The organism is Paenibacillus sp. JJ-100, from assembly GCF_948329825.1.
GTDB lineage: Bacteria > Bacillota > Bacilli > Paenibacillales > Paenibacillaceae > Paenibacillus.
This window is the reverse complement of sequence record NZ_CAOJCM010000001.1, coordinates 1394850-1411720: the sequence shown is the minus strand read 5'-3', so window position 1 is coordinate 1411720 and position 16871 is coordinate 1394850. Positions and strand designations below refer to the sequence as shown.

The following is a 16871-nucleotide window of genomic DNA, read 5'->3' as shown; positions in this document are numbered from 1 at the left end:
TTCTCTTTCTAGGATTTCCAACAATCCGAAAATGTGTTATCTACACGATCAGACAATTTAAAATAAGGAATCCATATTATACATATGGCAAGAGCTTGAGCAATTGACCAATATGAAAAATTGAAATTATCGCTAACAGCCTCGACAGTCGTTAAGAGTAAGCATGTTTCGATGATTACACCTATCAGATTCACGTAATATAAAATGATCATTAAACGCGGTACAATCGGATTTTTTTGCAAAAATCTAAAAATAACATAGCAACAGTAAAGGGCGAAGCCCCCCTTAAACACAGCATCGAAAGTCAAATAGATCGTCCAATCGGCATTGTAACTTGTCTCAAACCGTACAATCGTAGAGTCTGAAAATAATGCTGGTAGTGTTATGTTAAATAAATGAATCGCTACTGTCAGTAATGAAAGAAGCAATCCTATAAAGACGACAAGTAACCAACCACCAATTCCTCTAGGTCCATGAACTTTTTTATTCCATTCTACTTTTTCTACTCGTTCGTTCTGTATTTCTTCCTGATCTACTCTGTTCGTTACTACATTTTGCAAACATATTCCCCCAATATTTGGTTTTATTAATTCTCCAATAAAGTTTATCGACAAATCATTGTATTTAATTTAATATTTTTATAATTTAACTCAACTTTACAGCGGAATAGAAGGATTATAACTTACACCGATAAAATAAAAAAAAGCCGCTAAATTAGCGGCTCCAATAGGAATATGTTGAATATGTGTACCTCAACATTGGCATGTCCTCTTTTTTTAATGTCTACGATGAGGGGATAACACCATAAATGGTAAATAGAATCCCCCTTTTCTCTCCATATTCTCCCTCCGAGTATCATTCTTTATTCCAATATTTCGATATACCTCATCATAATGAGTTGAAGCCATTGAACCTTATTGATTGCTCATGACGTGCAAATAAAAGTTCAGATCGTTTTCTAGATGTTTTTTCATCAAAGTATCTGCTTTTTCTCCGTCTCTGGACTTTATTGCATTATAAATTTCCTCATGCTCATCAATAAGATGCGGACGATTATAGATCACAACTGTTTTTCGGAACAGATATATAATAGCCTGCATCCGATCAATAATATCGATCATGAGTGGATTGTTACTCGCTTTTACAATATCGTTATGGAAACTTTCATTGGCCGCCATGATCTCATCTTTCGTTCCTGATCTTCCGATCTCTACATACTTGTATAGTTCTTCTATCTCATTATCTTTCAGGAAATTAGCCGCGCATCTGGCCGAGTACCCTTCAAGTAAGATTCGAACATTAAATAAATTACGTAGGTCCTTTTCAGTAGGTTTAACTACTTTCTTCTGATGAATTAACCCCTCGTTCTCAAGCTTGCGAATCGAATCCCTGATGGGTGTTCTGCTAACACCAAGCTCTGCAGCCAGCTTTTCTTCAACGATCTTCTGACCGCTAGGAAGCTCACCATTCAATATCTTGTCTCGGAGAATTTCATAACACTGATGATACGCCGGTCGTGAACTACTATTTTCATGCACTAACTTCACCTCAGTTTTATTTCTAATATCAATATAGTACCAAATAATGTTCATAAAAGCATTCCAATATAAGATACTCCTCGATAAAAATATACTAAAACTCAAAAATTGTATACAAAATAAGATTTTAATGTATACAATTTTATATTTTTAGTATACAATGATAACGCAAACAACGATGTAAGCGGTTGCTGTAAGGATTCATTATTATATTTGTTCGTCAAGCTGCTTTAATGTTGTGTGATACAGCTTGCAGAACAATATCCTTTCATGGACATAAACATAGTTTAGTTTTAAAAAAGTTTAGGAGGACAACATCATGGCTAAAAAAGTAGGTTTTATTGGACTGGGGATTATGGGCAAACCGATGGCTCTAAATCTCAGAAAAGCAGGACATGAATTAACCGTGAATGATCTCAATCAGGAAGCGGTTCAGATATTGATAGACTCCGGTGCTACGGCAGCTTCCTCACCAAGAGAAGTCGCTGAGAACTCGGACATTATTATCACGATGCTTCCTGCTTCTCAGCATGTGCAGGCTGTTGTTTTAGGTGAACATGGCATTCTATCCGGAGCCAAAGAAGGATCGATTATTATCGATATGAGCTCCATCACTCCTGCTGTTTCCATCGCTCTGGCAGAAGAAGCTGCCAAAAAAGGAGTTGGCTTTCTGGATGCACCGGTTAGTGGCGGGGAACCCAAAGCTATTGATGGTACTCTGGCCATTATGGTGGGCGGAAAAGAAAGCGTATTCGAGCAAGCCAAATCGGTGTTGTTTGATATGGGAACAGCAGTCACTCTTGTAGGGGATAGTGGATGCGGAGTTACAGCGAAGCTCGCGAACCAGATCATCGTTAACTTGAATATTGCTGCTATGTCCGAAGCACTTGTTCTGGCAGCGAAAGCGGGTATAGATATTGAGAAAATGTACCAAGCTATTCGAGGCGGCTTAGCAGGAAGTGCGGTTCTGGACGCCAAAGTTCCGCTGATTTTGGAACGAAACTTTGCTCCAGGTGGCACGATTGCGATAAACATGAAAGATATCACGAATGTCATGGAGACAGCACATGAGATTGGCGTGCCTCTTCCCCTATCCAGTCATCTGTTAGAGATGTTCCATGCACTGAAGGTTGACGGAAAACTGATGGATGACCACGGTGGGATCGTGCAGTATTATGAAAAATTAGCGAATGTTGAAGTAAGGGGTCTTGATCATGCAAAATAATAATCGATCTGTTGAAGAAGTCTTTAATAACATTCCTTCTGTAGATACTTCCCTTGTTCAGCAAATGCTTGAAAAAGAGCTTAACGGATTGGATCACAAAATTATCGTACTCGATGATGATCCAACGGGTGTGCAGACGGTACACGGTGTATCGGTCTACACGGATTGGTCGCTGGAAAGCATCGACAGAGGTTTCAAAGAAGAGCATTCGATGTTTTTCATTCTTACGAACTCACGTGGATTTACCGCCGCTGAGACATCTAAGGCCCATGAGGAGATTGCTGCAAATATTGTAGAGGCTGCAAAGAAAAATAATCGCAAGTTTACGATTATTAGCCGTGGAGATTCTACGTTAAGAGGTCACTATCCGTTAGAGACGGAAGTGTTGAAAGATACAATTGAAGAGAAGTCGGATAACCAGTTTGATGGTGAGATCATTCTCCCCTTTTTCAAAGAAGGCGGACGCTTCACTATTGATAATGTTCACTATGTTCAATATGATACGGAACTCGTGCCTGCTGGAGAGACTGAATTTGCGAAGGACCGCACCTTCGGTTACACTCGATCACATTTAGGCGAATGGGCTGAAGAAAAGTCGAACGGTCAATATCAGGCCGAACATATGACTTATATCTCGCTTGAAAGCCTGCGCAGCATGAACATTGATCTGATTGAACAGCAGTTGTTGAATGTTGAGAATTTTAATAAAGTCATTGTTAATGCAGTTGATTATACCGATGTACAGCTCTTCACTATCGCTTTGATTCGAGCTATCCACAAAGGTAAACATTTTATGTTTAGAAGTGCTGCTGCATTGACCAAGGTCATGGGAGGCATTAGCGACAGAAGTCTGCTTACGCGTGCAGAAATGATGAGTGGCGACAACAATCATGGCGGATTAGTTATCATTGGATCACACGTCAAAAAAACAACGGAACAGCTCGAAGAGCTGAAGAAGTCAAGTGCAGTTGAGTTTGTCGAGTTTAATGTGCACCTTGTTCTGGAACCTGATCAATTCGAGCGCGAACTGAACAGAGTTGTTGAAACGACTAATAAACTGATTCTTGAGGGTAAAAATGTGGCAGTCTATACCAAACGGGAGCGATTAGATCTTGGAGAGGACAGAAAAGAAGATGAGTTAAAGCTGTCCGTTCAAATTTCCGATGCAGTTACGAGTATTGTGAAACGTTTGAAAGTACAACCAGCCTATATTATTGCAAAAGGCGGCATTACCTCAAGCGATATTGGAACCAACGGTCTTGAAGTCAAAAGAGCTACTGTTGCCGGACAGATTCGGCCAGGTATTCCCGTGTGGACCACGGGTAATGAAAGTAAGTTCCCGGGCATCTCTTATGTCATCTTTCCGGGTAACGTGGGTACCAAAACGGATCTTAGAGAAGTCGTTGAAATGTTAAGCACGAAGTAATTGAAGTACAGGTTTAGTAAGACCAGAACGTAAGGAGTAGCACTGGATTGATCCATAAATGTAACAACCGTGCGCTCCCTGCATTTGGTCTTAGAATCAAGATCATTCAGAAATGAGGAAAACATATGCCTATTATCTCCGTTACCATTGGAGTTGTTCTACTACTCATCTTAATGATGGCCTTTAAGTTAAACGCTTTCATATCATTAATTATTGTGTCCTTGGCTGTTGGAGTACTGGAAGGAATGACACCGATCCAGGCTATTGAGTCCATCCAATCCGGTTTAGGTGGAACACTTGGTCATTTAACGATGATTATCATCTTTGGAGGTATTCTCGGGAAATTGATGACCGATTCCGGCGGTGCACAGCGCATTGCTACAACGATGATCAGCGCTTTTGGCCAGAAACGAACGCAGCTGGCAGCCGTTATTACAGCTGCTATTGTTGGAATCGCTTTATTTTTCGAAACTGGAGTCGTGGTTTTAATTCCATTGGTGTTTACCATCGCCAGAGCTGCACGTGTGCCCGTGCTGTATCTAGGAATGCCAGTTATTGCAGCACTTATCACGATGCATGGATTCGTGCCTCCGCACCCTGGTCCGACAGCTGTTGCTAATGTTTTTGGAGCCAATATCGGATTAACGATGATTCTAGGTATTCTTATTGGTATCCCGGCATTTATTCTTGCAGGTCCAGTGTATACTAAATTTTTCAAAAAAGAAGCTTTGGAGATCGACATCCCCAAAGGGCTGTTTGATCCGAAAGAATTCAAGGAAGAAGAGCTTCCTAAATTCGGAATCAGTCTTTTCACGGCACTTCTACCTGTCATTTTGATAGCGCTCCAAACGTTTGTACAAATCCTTGCACCTGGTTCAGCTATCTCACCAGTGACTGATTTCATTGGTAATGCGAATGTGGCTTTATTGATTTCTGTCATTGTTGCCATTTTCACGTTTGGATTGAATCTCGGCAAAAAAATGCCAGAAATCATGAAATCTTTGAGTGATTCTGTAAGCGGAATCGGAATGATCCTTCTCATTATTGCTGGTGGTGGTGCGTTCAAGCAAGTCTTGATCGACAGTCATATTGACAAATATATCTCTGATCTTATGGCAGGCTCCACTCTTTCTCCTCTCATACTGACTTGGTTAATCGCAGCCATCTTGAGAATTGCTGTAGGTTCAGCAACTGTCGCTGGTATGACAGCAGCTGGTATTGCTGCACCGTTGGTTGCTGCTACGGGGGTAAGTCCGGAACTCATGGTTCTGGCAGCTGGTGCAGGTAGTGTGACGTTCTCTCATGTGAATGATGCAGGTTTCTGGATTTACAAAGAGTATTTTAATCTAAGCATAGGTAAAACGATAAAAACCTGGTCCGTTATGGTAACGATTATCTCCTTGGTTGGACTCGCAGGTGTCCTGATTTTGGACATGTTCATGTGACGCATTTACCTTAACTATAGGTGCAAAAAGAGTCAAAGCAGAGTTGCATGCTGCTTTGACTCTTTTTGCTTGTGCTCCAGAGCGTGCGATGTATCTTTATGGAGTTGGGCTACGCCTAATCTTATCTAAAGAGCATTTATTGCTTCATTTATTGATCGCTTTGACTTTTGACTTCCATTCCTCTAGTAAAAAATACGATCCCAATGGCGGCAAAAGTGACATAATTACTTATTCTTGCAAGAACTTCTTCATCATTCTCATAATTAATCCAAAACAACAGGGCGAATGGCGAGATTATCATCAATACTCTCATGAATGTCATAAACCCATAATGGACTTTTTGTTTTCGTGCATTTCCCTCTGTTAAGGATATACTAAAGCTGACCTTGGAAGAGTCATAGATGGTTATTAACAGTGCAATGATACTTGTAAATGCAGTTATTTTTGAGTTCATTTCAATCCATGGAATAAATGCTACTACTGCAATGCCGAGATAAATACCCGCAGCTAGGTAGAATAAGTTACTTTTTATCTTTTTATGCAAACTCTCTCTCTCCTCACATATCTATGTCTACCACGATTATACAACAACTAATATATGTAAAGCTTTGTTTTACGAAACATTTTGGACTTTGTGAAGTTTGATCCGGGGTTCCCATAACGGACACATCACGCTGGCTTTATATTTCTTATGGGTACTAAAGCTACTGTTGCAATTGTCTTAACGAAAAAAAGGCAGCCACTTGGACCGCTAATTTTCTTACTTATCTTCCCTTCCCTTACCTGTTAGTAGCTTTCTATTTGAAAAAACTCATAAAAATCTATGACGACGATAATGTCTCGTTCTTAGTCCGAAGCTTTTTCAAATTTGGTTCAAGCGATATATAACAAACAGAAGCTAATAACAAAATCAAAGCAAAAATTTGAAGAATACTCAACCTCTGATTAAGAACGATCACATCAAGAGCAGCAACTTGAACCAAGACTAAGTTATTAAGAACACTGCTTTCATATGCTCGTAATGTTTTTTGAATCGAAGTCCATAAATAGAAAGCAAAGGCACCATTGATAATTCCAAGCCACAATAAAAGAGTCAAGAGTTTAAGAGATATTGTTGGGATACCGGCCTGCAAAAAACCTATAAATACCATGAAAAAAGCCCCTATAAGCATTGGCCGTAAAACAAGATGTTTTGCTTGAGCCATACTGTGTGAGATAAAATAACGATTCGCCATCAAATGTATAGAATAACCAATGGATGATAACAGGACTAGACCAATGCCAATTAAAGCTCCTGTCTCAAAATTCCAAGGGTAATAATACAAAGTAATACCAACGATTAAACCGAAAACGCCAATGAAAATTCCTCGACTTTTAACTTCACGCAACCACAATATATCTAAAAGAATAATGAATAAATTATTACCTATGCTAAGCATCATACTGGTTTGGGTGGGAGAGATAAAATATTGACCGGCATATTGTAACCCTTGGGCCATTAAATACCCGGTTATACCTAGTAAGATAAAGTGCGGCATTTTCAATTTCGTGTCAGGACCCTTAGTTGCTGTATAGTGTTGATCTCTCCTCTTCTTACTTCGTTGTAAGAAGAATGAAAGAAGAAATATCACGATCACGGCAATAGCATAACGCAAACCTGCCAGCATAAAAGGACTAATTCCTTCATCAAAAGCTAATTTGTTCAATATATACGACGATGACCAAAGAAAAGTAACAAAGACTCCAATCCAAATAGCAACTGCACGGCTCATCTGATAATCTCCCTTTTGATATATAGCGTTATCTATATCTCATTTATAGCGTTATGTTAATTGACCAAAAGGTGGGTTTCTCGTTAATCTATCAAAATGGGTGCAAGGCTTAGCGATGGAGGATGCTTGATGAACATTAACTTCCAATCGATACGAAAAGTGACTACAATTGCATAATTGTACTTCCTAATTGTGTTTTTAGTGTAAAAATAGATAACGAATTGTATTAGAAAAAAATTAACTAGCATTATGAAACTATCCTGCATATTAGCTTAATGAACTAACAGACAATAACGGATTAGATATGTACCTAATCAGTAATCGTTACAGGCTCATGTCTTTGGCTCGGGACAGGAACTGATAACGATAAATAAAAAAGCCGCTAAAGTAGCGACTTCGATGCATGCGTGTTGTTATTCTTCGACAGCTTTATTCCATTTCGACAGCATTTCATAATCCGTTTATACCGGACACATTATCTTCTAAACTTTGATGCTTTCTTTTCTTGGTTCTTGGCTGCCCTTTCCATGAAAGATATGTCCAGATCCGTAAAAGGTATTCGACCGGTCCATTGCGAAATTTCTTTAAATACAACGGACTCAGCCACAATTGAATACTGTAGACAGCGATTGCAATGACTGCTCCTAAGAACACCCCAACACGACCAAACAGCCCAAGGCCATAACCATAATATATCGTAGTGCAGATTACACTTTGCATTAAGTAATTCGTCAGCGATAGACGGCCGACTGCTTCAAATCTACGCACAAGGTTTGAACGGCTTATCCTCACATATAGTAGAGCACTGCCGTAAATATATCCAAGGGCGAGTAATGTTCCTCCTAGGGTACTGCCTAATCCGATACCGAACCACCCTTCCGCACCGTATTGGGGCGCTAATACACTGAAACCTTTCAGCAGTAACCCAATTGGGATCAAAATAGCTGCACGGCGGGAATAAGTACGCTTCATGGATTGGAGATCATTAAAGGTTCCGATTCTTGCTGCGCGCATACCTAGCAAGAACATTGGCACCGTAACGAGCGGGGCTAATAGAATGATCAGCAGAACGAACATTCCGCTTAAATCATCACCAAAGGGACTGACATTACTACTGAAATTTATAATCTCGGAGTAGCTGCCGTTGGTGTACACGTCCTTGCTCTGGATGATATAATTCTCCATTTGCGTTGACATGTTAGTGAGTGGGTCAGATGGATTTGTAGCTGGGAGTCCAAGCAATCCTGCTCCTGCGAGTAAAAGTGTCGCCCAGACTAGCAGTGTTTTTGGTTTCCGGTTTAGAAATATTAGCAGGAAGAATCCAAGTACGCCGTAAAACGCCAAAATGTCACCTTCCCATAGAAAGGTTAAGTGCAACATGCCAATACCTAGTAGGAGTAGAAAACGGCGAGCCAGATGGCACTTCGGTCGTAATTCTTTTGACTGGAGACTTTCTGACAACTTAATCATTCCGAAGCCGAACATAAATGCAAAGATAGGCATAAAACTCCCTACAACTGCGATTGACAGGAACGAGTGAAAAGCAAGATCTGCTCCAGAAATCCCAAACAGTTGAGGCTCACTTTGGCCAAATAGCCCATATTGAAAAGCCAGCATATTCGCTAGCACAATACCGGCCAGACTGAATCCGCGCAATCCGTCAATGAATCGAACGCGTGCATTTAATGTGTTCAATAAATCACCTCTATCTTCAATGTAACATCAGGTTTTGAATGTACGCTGTAGGTTCATTAATAGTGCTGTTTCCTGCAAAGCAAAGTCAATGATACCCACTATATGCTCTTTCGTAAAATAATCCCCCTCATAGACTAATTCCTTATTCCCCCAATTATGTATGATGGTTTATACGAAGGAGGTATTCAATGGTTTCAATCCTATTGTACTCAAACAGTCTGTTTGGCCCCATAGCCTCATCCATCAATTGAATTCAAGATAATCAAGATCCGATCACTATCCAAATCCTAACCCGTCAGATAAAGAAGTTAGAAGTGTACCATTTTATTCTTAATGGTCCCCATTATTAAACGTTATTGAAAGTGTTGGTTCTAAACACGTTTTACCAGTGTCAGCTGTTTACGGACTGGTCAGTTATGTTTTGCTAAACTTACTATTTAAGCTTCAAACGCACTAAGCCCTCTGCATTCGAAGCACTCTTTTCTCACTTCACTCTGTCTGATAATGAACAATTTCGACAGGATTGTCGTTAAGACAACAATTCCGAACAAATTAACGATTTATATATCTTGTATTAATGGATCATATATTTTAGATTTATAGACATCTGTTGATAAAGAAACAGATGTCTTTTCTATATAACCTTATGGAGGATTTTATCAATATGTTCAACAAATTGAATTTATAAGTTAATATTTCTGCCAATTAAGAATAAGAGGAGTTTGCGAGATGAATATAAAATTCAATACCCACCCTGTACTATTCGCCTTGATGTTATCCGCTTTTTCAGCGTTAGGACCATTTACAGTTGATATGTACCTTTCATCGCTACCACAAATGACGGATTATTATGATACAAGCGCATCCATGATTCAAACGAGTTTGACGGCTAGTTTGTTAGGATTAGGTTTAGGACAGCTTGTTACAGGACCTTTAAGTGATGTTCACGGGAGACGTAAACCTTTACTCGTTTTTATGATGCTTTATCTTTTGACTTCTCTAGCATGTGCTTTTTCCCCAAGTATCGGCATTTTTATTGTCTTACGGTTCATCCAGGGATTTGTCGCTTCTGCTGGAATCGTAATCTCTCGTGCAATCGTTCGTGACCGGTATAGCGGAGTCGAGATGGTAAAATTCATGTCCCTCTTGACGATGATCAGTAACATTGCACCTTTGATCTCACCTACGGTCGGCAGTGCAGTGACTACATATACCTCTTGGGTCGGCGTATTTATTTTTCTAGGGTTTATCGGACTGCTTATAACAGGTATGACCTTTTGGGGGATTAAAGAAAGCCTGCCTTTAGAGCAGCGTCTTCCTGGCAACTTCAAGGAAGTATTGAGAAACTATGGTTCTTTACTTCGAGATCGAAGTTTTATGGGATACGCGCTTGTTAACGGTATATTGTTTTCTGGTGTTTTTGCATATGTTGCAGGCACTCCATTCATTTACCAGAATATGTACGGTATTTCACCCCAACTGTTTTCTATTCTCTTTGCTTTAAATGGCCTGGCTATCATATTAGGATCCCAGTTTGTTAAAAGATCGGCCGGTCGTGTGGACGAACGTTTTATTTTTCGTATTGGATTAAAATTAGCGTTAATAACGACAGCAGGCATTCTGATTGTGGTTTTGGCTAAAGGGCCATTCATTATTCTTTTTATCTCGATCTTCTTGTTTGCATCTTCTATTGGAATTATCGGTCCAGTTTCATTTACGCTTGCAATGTCTTCACAAGGTCATATTGCGGGGAGTGCTGCTGCGGTGTTAGGCTCGTTACAATATGCACTAGGTGCAATCTCTTCGCCCCTGGTAGGAATTGCAGGAGAACATTCGGCAGTGCCATTCGGAGTTACAATTTTTATGTCAAGCATATTGGCTGTAATCTGTTATGTAATTTTCGTGAAAAGAACGGATTCCGCAGCTCAATAGATTGTGTCCCCCTGATGTTACCAAAAAAGAGAGTGCCCTTTTAGCAATCAAATGGGTACTCTCTTTTTCTAATTCTAGCGCACCTCTTGGTTCTCAGTTGTTTTACAATTATATACTCATAAAATAAGCAAAACGGATTGTTTATTCAACGGATGTCTATTATTATAAAATTAAAATTGGACAATAATACCTTAAGCACAACTGTTGAATATGGACAGTGTATTTAATCGTTTTAATCATTTTCATAGTGTGGATCATCTCAGGAAGTTAGGTGAATATCAAAATGACGAATATTGATCGTAGAGTTTTAAAAACGCAGGCATCATTGAAAAAGGCTGTTATTGAACTGATGTCTATAAAGAAGTTCGACGACATTACGATTCAAGATATTGCGGATCAGGCAAATGTAAATCGCGGGACCCTCTATCTTCATTATCACGATAAGTATGATTTATTAGATAAACTGATTGAATCACATCTTAACGAATTAGATGCTATGGATCAATGGGCATGTGAGATGGAATGGACCGATGCTCTCGTACCCTATTTCGAATATTTTGAGGCTAACTATTTATTTTTCTCGACTATGTTAGCTAGCAAAGAGAATAAAGGGGCACCATCCTCTTTTAGAACTCGGTTACTTGCTTCTTTCATGGAAGGATTTAAAGATGAGATTGATAGAGAAAGTGGGAAGAATAACGAATTAAATGAAGATATTATGTTGCAGTATGCCGGAAAAGCATATGTTGGGATCATTGAGTGGTGGATTAAAAATGAAATGCCATTTCCTCCGAAAGTTATGGCAAAGCAAGTGGGTACGTTGTTAGAAAGAAGTCTATAGTCGCATAAACATATAACTATTGTTATTTTTAGTTGACTACTTCCGAAGCATGATTAGCACACCTCTTTCTGAAGCACCTATGACTCAGCAAGTTGCACAGCTATAGAGTTTAATGACCAATAAGATAATTCACTCACGTTATGTATAGATGAAAAAAGCCGCTAAATTAGCGACTTCTAATGGAAGATGTTCACGTTCCATCTTCCATGCGGTCCTACGCCCTCATATTGAGGATAGATTGCTACTAGCTTCCTTCTCTTTCAAAGACTTTCTCTTCAGCAAGAAAATGGCCAGAGCTATAAGGATCGGAATGGTCATCACCTGATACATTATGGCATAGCCAGCAACTTCACTTCCTCCATTACTTTGTACTACAGATACGATGAAGCCTGCGAGGGACGGCGTGATCAAATAACCCGTATCTACGCCTATATAGTTCGTATTACCGGCTACTCCACGTCTATCGCTGGATACAAGCTTCATGCAGAGGGTCTGAATGGAAGGCTGGCATATTCCATAACCACACGCAGAGATTGCTCCCGCAACGATAAACATAGGAAGCGACCTGGAGTAACTAATCACTATAAATGACAAAGCAAATATGATAATTCCAGGAATAATGGTTGTGCTTAGTCCATATTTTTCACTAAGTTTCCCACTTATGGGTCTGGTAAATAACAAACCTATTGCATAAGAGGTGAAAAATAAACCGATCTCATCAACATCAAGTGCGGCCCCATATATCAAAATAAATGAATTAATACAGGAAAAGGCACCTGCCAAAAAAAACATGATAACCGTAGGAACAATTACTTCGGGTGCAATGATGTTATAGAGTGAAATCTTGAATGTTTTGTTCCGTTCTGGGGCTTTTGTTTTCAGTCTTAGGGATAGTATAAGTACACTGCTCGTCCCTATTGCACTGATAAAGAATGTAGCACTGTATCCGTAAGTTTGAACTAATTCTAAGCCAAGCAATGGACCTATAGCAGTAGCAATGGCCTGACCCATTGAGAACACACCTATACCCGAAGCAATTCGGCTTTCTGGCAAGGCATCACTTGCTAAGGCTAGACTAAGCGGAGCCAGAAATCCCATACCGATTCCATGTAGCAAACGCCCCACTACAACTACGGTAATATGGTTTGCTAATCCATAACAGATAAACGCAAGAATAATTATGCCTGTAGATACAGCTAACAATTGATTCTTTTTAAAATAACTAGTGGTCGGACCAACGATTGGTCGAACACCAAGAGCGGTGATCGCGAACATACTGGTTACCATTCCTATAATGGTAGCGGTTGCACCTAAGTGAGCAGCATATTTTGGAATCAGAGCAGTTGTCATAAACTGACTTAGATTCAGAATCAAGTTGATAATGAAAATGCTAATGAAAGCTCTTGACCATATGCTGCCCTTGCCTGAAGCATGATTGTTTTTGTTTTTCATATTTAACTTCCTTATACCAAGGTTTTAAAGTCTAAATGATCTTTGCAAATATTGTATCATTTCTCTTCTGAGCCCTTCTGTTTAGCACAAAACACAATTGACCGATGTCTTCGACTTACATTCGAATATTTCTCGTATTATATAATACACTGAAAAAATCAATCAAACCGACAAATGTTTCAAGATACGTCGGTTTGTTTTATTTTATCAACAGCTGGTGTTTCGCATGGTTTCAAGCTGGACTAGCACATAATAAGGGATAGTTAGCTAAAGCTTACATAATGGGGGTTTCATCATGGTATTTACAATCACAATTATTATCGTTGCACTATTTGCAATATGGGGAGCCGTCGCTCCTAACCAGCTATCGGATGTAGCTAACGTTGCATACAACTTTTCCATCCACAATTTTGGCTGGTTTTACTTGCTTGCTACATTGTTCTTTCTCATCTTTTCTTTTTATGTAGCATTCAGTCGATTCGGGAGTATCCGGCTGGGGGATGACGATGATGAACCGGAATATTCAACGGTTTCTTGGCTGTCCATGCTATTTAGTGCCGGTATGGGCATTGGGCTGGTTTTCTGGGGGGTTGCTGAACCGTTGTCCCACTATCTATCTGCACCCGAAGGAGCAGAAGCCGGAACGGCACAAGCAGCAAGACTTTCGTTGCGTTATTCCTTTTTCCACTGGGGGCTCCATCCCTGGGCAATATATACCGTCATCGGGTTGGCGCTGGCTTACTTCCAATTCAGGAAAGGATATAAAGGATTAATCAGTTCCACCTTCATTCCTCTGATTGGTGAGCGTCTTGCCGCAGGCTGGCTTGGTAAGGCTATTGATATTCTCGCAGTCATCTCCACGGTCTTTGGCGTGGCGACCTCCCTTGGATTAGGCGCACTTCAGATCGGGGGCGGGCTGAATCACATATTCGGTATTCCTAACTCTACGATGGTTCAGGTTGTCATTATTACAGTAGTAACCGTACTTTTTTTGATCTCGGCAACCTCGGGACTGGATAAAGGAATTAAAATTCTGAGCAACACCAACCTCGTGATCGCTCTGTTATTGATGATGTTTGTATTGGTCACTGGACCGACTACGTTTATTTTTGACACATTCACAACAACCTTGGGTAACTACCTGCAGAATATTATGAACATGAGTTTAAGACTGACGCCATTCTCGAAAGAAACCTGGATTGGGGCATGGACATTATTTTACTGGGCTTGGTGGATCGCTTGGGCTCCCTTTGTTGGTACGTTTATCGCTAGGGTATCCAAAGGAAGAACTGTAAAAGAGTTTGTTATTTACGTCATGCTTATCCCTAGCCTTTTCGGATTTATCTGGTTTTCCGTCTTCGGCGGGACAGGACTTCACATGGAGTTGTTTAATGCAGTCAATCTGGCAGAGGCAGTCAAGGAAGATGCGACTACTGCTTTATTCCTAATGCTGGAGCAGCTACCTCTGAGTACGATCGTTGCATTCATTGCCACAATTTTGATCATGATCTTCTTTATTACGTCCGCTGATTCGGCTACCTTTGTGCTGGGTATGCTGACTTCAGATGGTAAGCTGGACCCAAGTAATAAAGTAAAATTAACTTGGGGAATTCTGCAGTCTGCTATCGCGGTCGTACTGCTGATCAGCGGGGGGTTAAACGGCCTTCAGACAGCATCCATTGTGGCTGCACTTCCCTTCGCTGTTGTCCTTATAGGCATGTGTATCTCTCTTCTCAAAGCTCTGCAAGCGGAGGACAGAGATCGTCGTCAGAAAGAAAAACGACAGCGCCAAAAGCTGAAACGACTGCTGGCGACACAAGAAAACCTACTGAATGAAATGCCTGAAAGGCAATGAGTAATTTGAAAAAACAGAATTAAAGACCGTTTCTCAACGTATTCTGGGAAGCGGTCTTTCTTTTGACAAGAGTTCATGTGACTGAATCATTAGATGATTTCATAGCTCAAAAATGATGAATGATCTGAATTTGTTTTCCTGTCATGAAGCTATACTTTCAATAGTAAAAAAGCCATGCCGCGCTGCGGCATGACCTTCTATCGAACGGTTTATTTCTTCTCAAAGATAAGTACGGATCTGGAACTCGGCACATATTCGACGTCGGTTGCAAGCAGTTCTGACACAAACCGAACAGGAACAAACGTTCTTTGTTTCTTCAACAATGGTGTAGTGTCAAACATGACGGCTTTTCCATTTACAATGGCCTTCTTCTGATTTATTCCCCAACGGATCGTTGTATTCTCCTTTGTGATCATCACTTCTTGCTTACTCTTGTCCCAAGTTACTTTTGCTCCGAGGCGCTCGGCCACAAAACGAACGGGTACGTAGGTGCGATTGTTATGAAAGAACGGTGCAGTATCCATCTTATAGCTGCTCTCTCCTACATAGGCGGTAGTGCTTCCTATCACCAGACGTTGAGCTTTGGATTGATTAAGTTGATGTCCGTCTCCGGCAAGCTTCTGGAGCAACTGATACGATTTGGTTGTAGACCGCAAATCTAAATAATTTCCTTTTAAAGTAAGTCCGTATAGTAATGCACCTGTGTCATAATGGGTATCGAATTTATGGTTTTTAAGAGCATCAATATTCCAAATCCGATTATTATCCAAATACAAGTTATTAATCATTGTAAGAGATCTTAATGGATCAAGATCGTATATCAAGTTGGAACGAAGATTTAACGATGATAGATTTTTCATCTTCTTTAGAGGAGTTATATCCTTGATATAATTATTTTCCGCGTACAGGGCCGTGAGTTTCGTCATTCCTTCTAAATCACGAAGATCTGTAATTTGATTCCCACTAACATTTAGTACGCGAAGGTTATTGGAAAGTGGCTTCAACAAGCTTAAGTCAGAGATCTTAGTGTTAGCAATGTTCAGATAGATCAATTTAGGTAATTTGACGATAGAGTCGACCTCTGCGATTCGGTTGTTGCTAAGTTCCAGCACTTCTAAATGTTTTGCTGATGACAACGCTGAAATATCGGTGATTTTATTATCATTCACCTCCAAAAATCTCAGCATCGGTAACTGCTTCACCACCTCAATAGAATCAATTTGATTCCCCGAAAGCTGCAATTCCTCCAACGCTGTCAAAGAAGACAAAGCTTCAATTGACGTGATCTGATTATGATTAAGATTGATTCCTTTAAGCTTCGTTAATGTGCTGAGAGGCGATAGATCCGCGATTTTATTATGATTTAAACTCACATATTTTAGATTCGAAGCATATTGCAAGCCATCAAGACTCTTAATTTCTTTTCCATATAGGTTAACTGAAGTTAACCCTTCCATATCCTTTTGAAGTATCACTTCGTTCTCATTTTTGTTTAATACCTTTTGAATTGCTTTCTTCAGCTGCTCGTCCTGAAAACTGACTTCCGTCGGTGCTTGCACTATTGCTGTCTGTTCCGCCTGCACTACTGGTGCGTATCCAGTCAGGCTAGATCCAACGACAATGGATAAAATTACACCTGATAAGTACTTATTCATTCTACCCCATCCTCACCTTATTCTAGTTGTCTGAT

13 protein-coding genes are annotated in these 16871 nt (G+C 40.1%); 6 read left to right on the top strand and 7 right to left on the bottom strand.

Annotated features, from left to right (window positions below):
* Window positions 1-8: 8 nt before the first annotated feature.
* Window positions 9-560: a DUF2569 domain-containing protein gene (locus tag PQG66_RS06455; RefSeq protein WP_272036293.1), complete on the bottom strand. Its 552-nt coding sequence runs from the start codon at window positions 558-560 to the stop codon at window positions 9-11.
* A gap of 354 nt (window positions 561-914) precedes the next feature.
* Entirely contained in the window at window positions 915-1592 is a 678-nt protein-coding gene (locus tag PQG66_RS06450; RefSeq protein WP_272036291.1) for a GntR family transcriptional regulator, read from the bottom strand.
* A gap of 265 nt (window positions 1593-1857) precedes the next feature.
* On the opposite strand from PQG66_RS06450, the gene garR reads away from it, so the two are divergent.
* The 3 genes from garR to PQG66_RS06435 all read left to right on the top strand — a co-directional run bounded on the left by garR (window position 1858) and on the right by PQG66_RS06435 (window position 5634).
* Window positions 1858-2763 carry a 2-hydroxy-3-oxopropionate reductase gene (gene garR, locus PQG66_RS06445; protein WP_272036289.1) on the top strand — a complete coding sequence of 302 codons (906 nt, stop codon included), beginning with the start codon at window positions 1858-1860 and terminating at the stop codon, window positions 2761-2763.
* Window positions 2753-4189 (top strand): four-carbon acid sugar kinase family protein, encoded by a 1437-nt coding sequence (locus PQG66_RS06440; protein ID WP_272036287.1) that lies wholly within the window; start codon window positions 2753-2755, stop codon window positions 4187-4189. Before garR ends, PQG66_RS06440 begins: the two co-directional genes overlap by 11 nt.
* 125 nt (window positions 4190-4314) lie before the next feature.
* A complete protein-coding gene (locus PQG66_RS06435) occupies window positions 4315-5634 on the top strand; it encodes a gluconate:H+ symporter (RefSeq protein WP_272036285.1) in 1320 nt (439 codons plus the stop codon).
* A gap of 148 nt (window positions 5635-5782) precedes the next feature.
* On the opposite strand, the gene PQG66_RS06430 is transcribed toward PQG66_RS06435, so the two are convergent.
* The 3 genes from PQG66_RS06430 to PQG66_RS06420 form a co-directional block, all read right to left on the bottom strand.
* A complete protein-coding gene (locus PQG66_RS06430; RefSeq protein ID WP_272036283.1) occupies window positions 5783-6178 on the bottom strand; it encodes a hypothetical protein in 396 nt (131 codons plus the stop codon).
* Between the two features lie 277 nt (window positions 6179-6455).
* On the bottom strand, window positions 6456-7406 hold the full coding sequence (locus tag PQG66_RS06425; protein WP_272036281.1) for a DMT family transporter: 951 nt from the start codon (window positions 7404-7406) through the stop codon (window positions 6456-6458).
* A 450-nt stretch (window positions 7407-7856) separates the two neighbouring features.
* A complete protein-coding gene (locus tag PQG66_RS06420) occupies window positions 7857-9101 on the bottom strand; it encodes a DUF418 domain-containing protein (protein ID WP_272036279.1) in 1245 nt (414 codons plus the stop codon).
* Window positions 9102-9830: 729 nt separating this feature from the next.
* Between PQG66_RS06420 and PQG66_RS06415 the strand changes: the two genes are divergently transcribed.
* On the top strand, window positions 9831-11033 hold the full coding sequence (locus PQG66_RS06415) for a multidrug effflux MFS transporter (RefSeq protein WP_272036277.1): 1203 nt from the start codon (window positions 9831-9833) through the stop codon (window positions 11031-11033).
* 283 nt (window positions 11034-11316) lie between these two features.
* Entirely contained in the window at window positions 11317-11874 is a 558-nt protein-coding gene (locus tag PQG66_RS06410; RefSeq protein ID WP_272036275.1) for a TetR/AcrR family transcriptional regulator, read from the top strand.
* A gap of 222 nt (window positions 11875-12096) precedes the next feature.
* On the opposite strand, the gene PQG66_RS06405 is transcribed toward PQG66_RS06410, so the two are convergent.
* On the bottom strand, window positions 12097-13326 hold the full coding sequence (locus PQG66_RS06405) for an MFS transporter (protein ID WP_272036273.1): 1230 nt from the start codon (window positions 13324-13326) through the stop codon (window positions 12097-12099).
* A gap of 295 nt (window positions 13327-13621) precedes the next feature.
* Between PQG66_RS06405 and PQG66_RS06400 the strand changes: the two genes are divergently transcribed.
* Window positions 13622-15181, top strand: a complete 1560-nt coding sequence (locus PQG66_RS06400) for a glycine betaine uptake BCCT transporter (RefSeq protein ID WP_272036271.1) — start codon at window positions 13622-13624, stop codon at window positions 15179-15181.
* 209 nt (window positions 15182-15390) lie between these two features.
* Here PQG66_RS06400 and PQG66_RS06395 read toward each other — a convergent pair whose 3' ends face one another.
* The gene (locus tag PQG66_RS06395) at window positions 15391-16836 is read right to left on the bottom strand and encodes a stalk domain-containing protein (protein ID WP_272036269.1); all 1446 of its coding nucleotides are present in this window, start codon (window positions 16834-16836) and stop codon (window positions 15391-15393) included.
* Window positions 16837-16871: the final 35 nt, after the last annotated feature.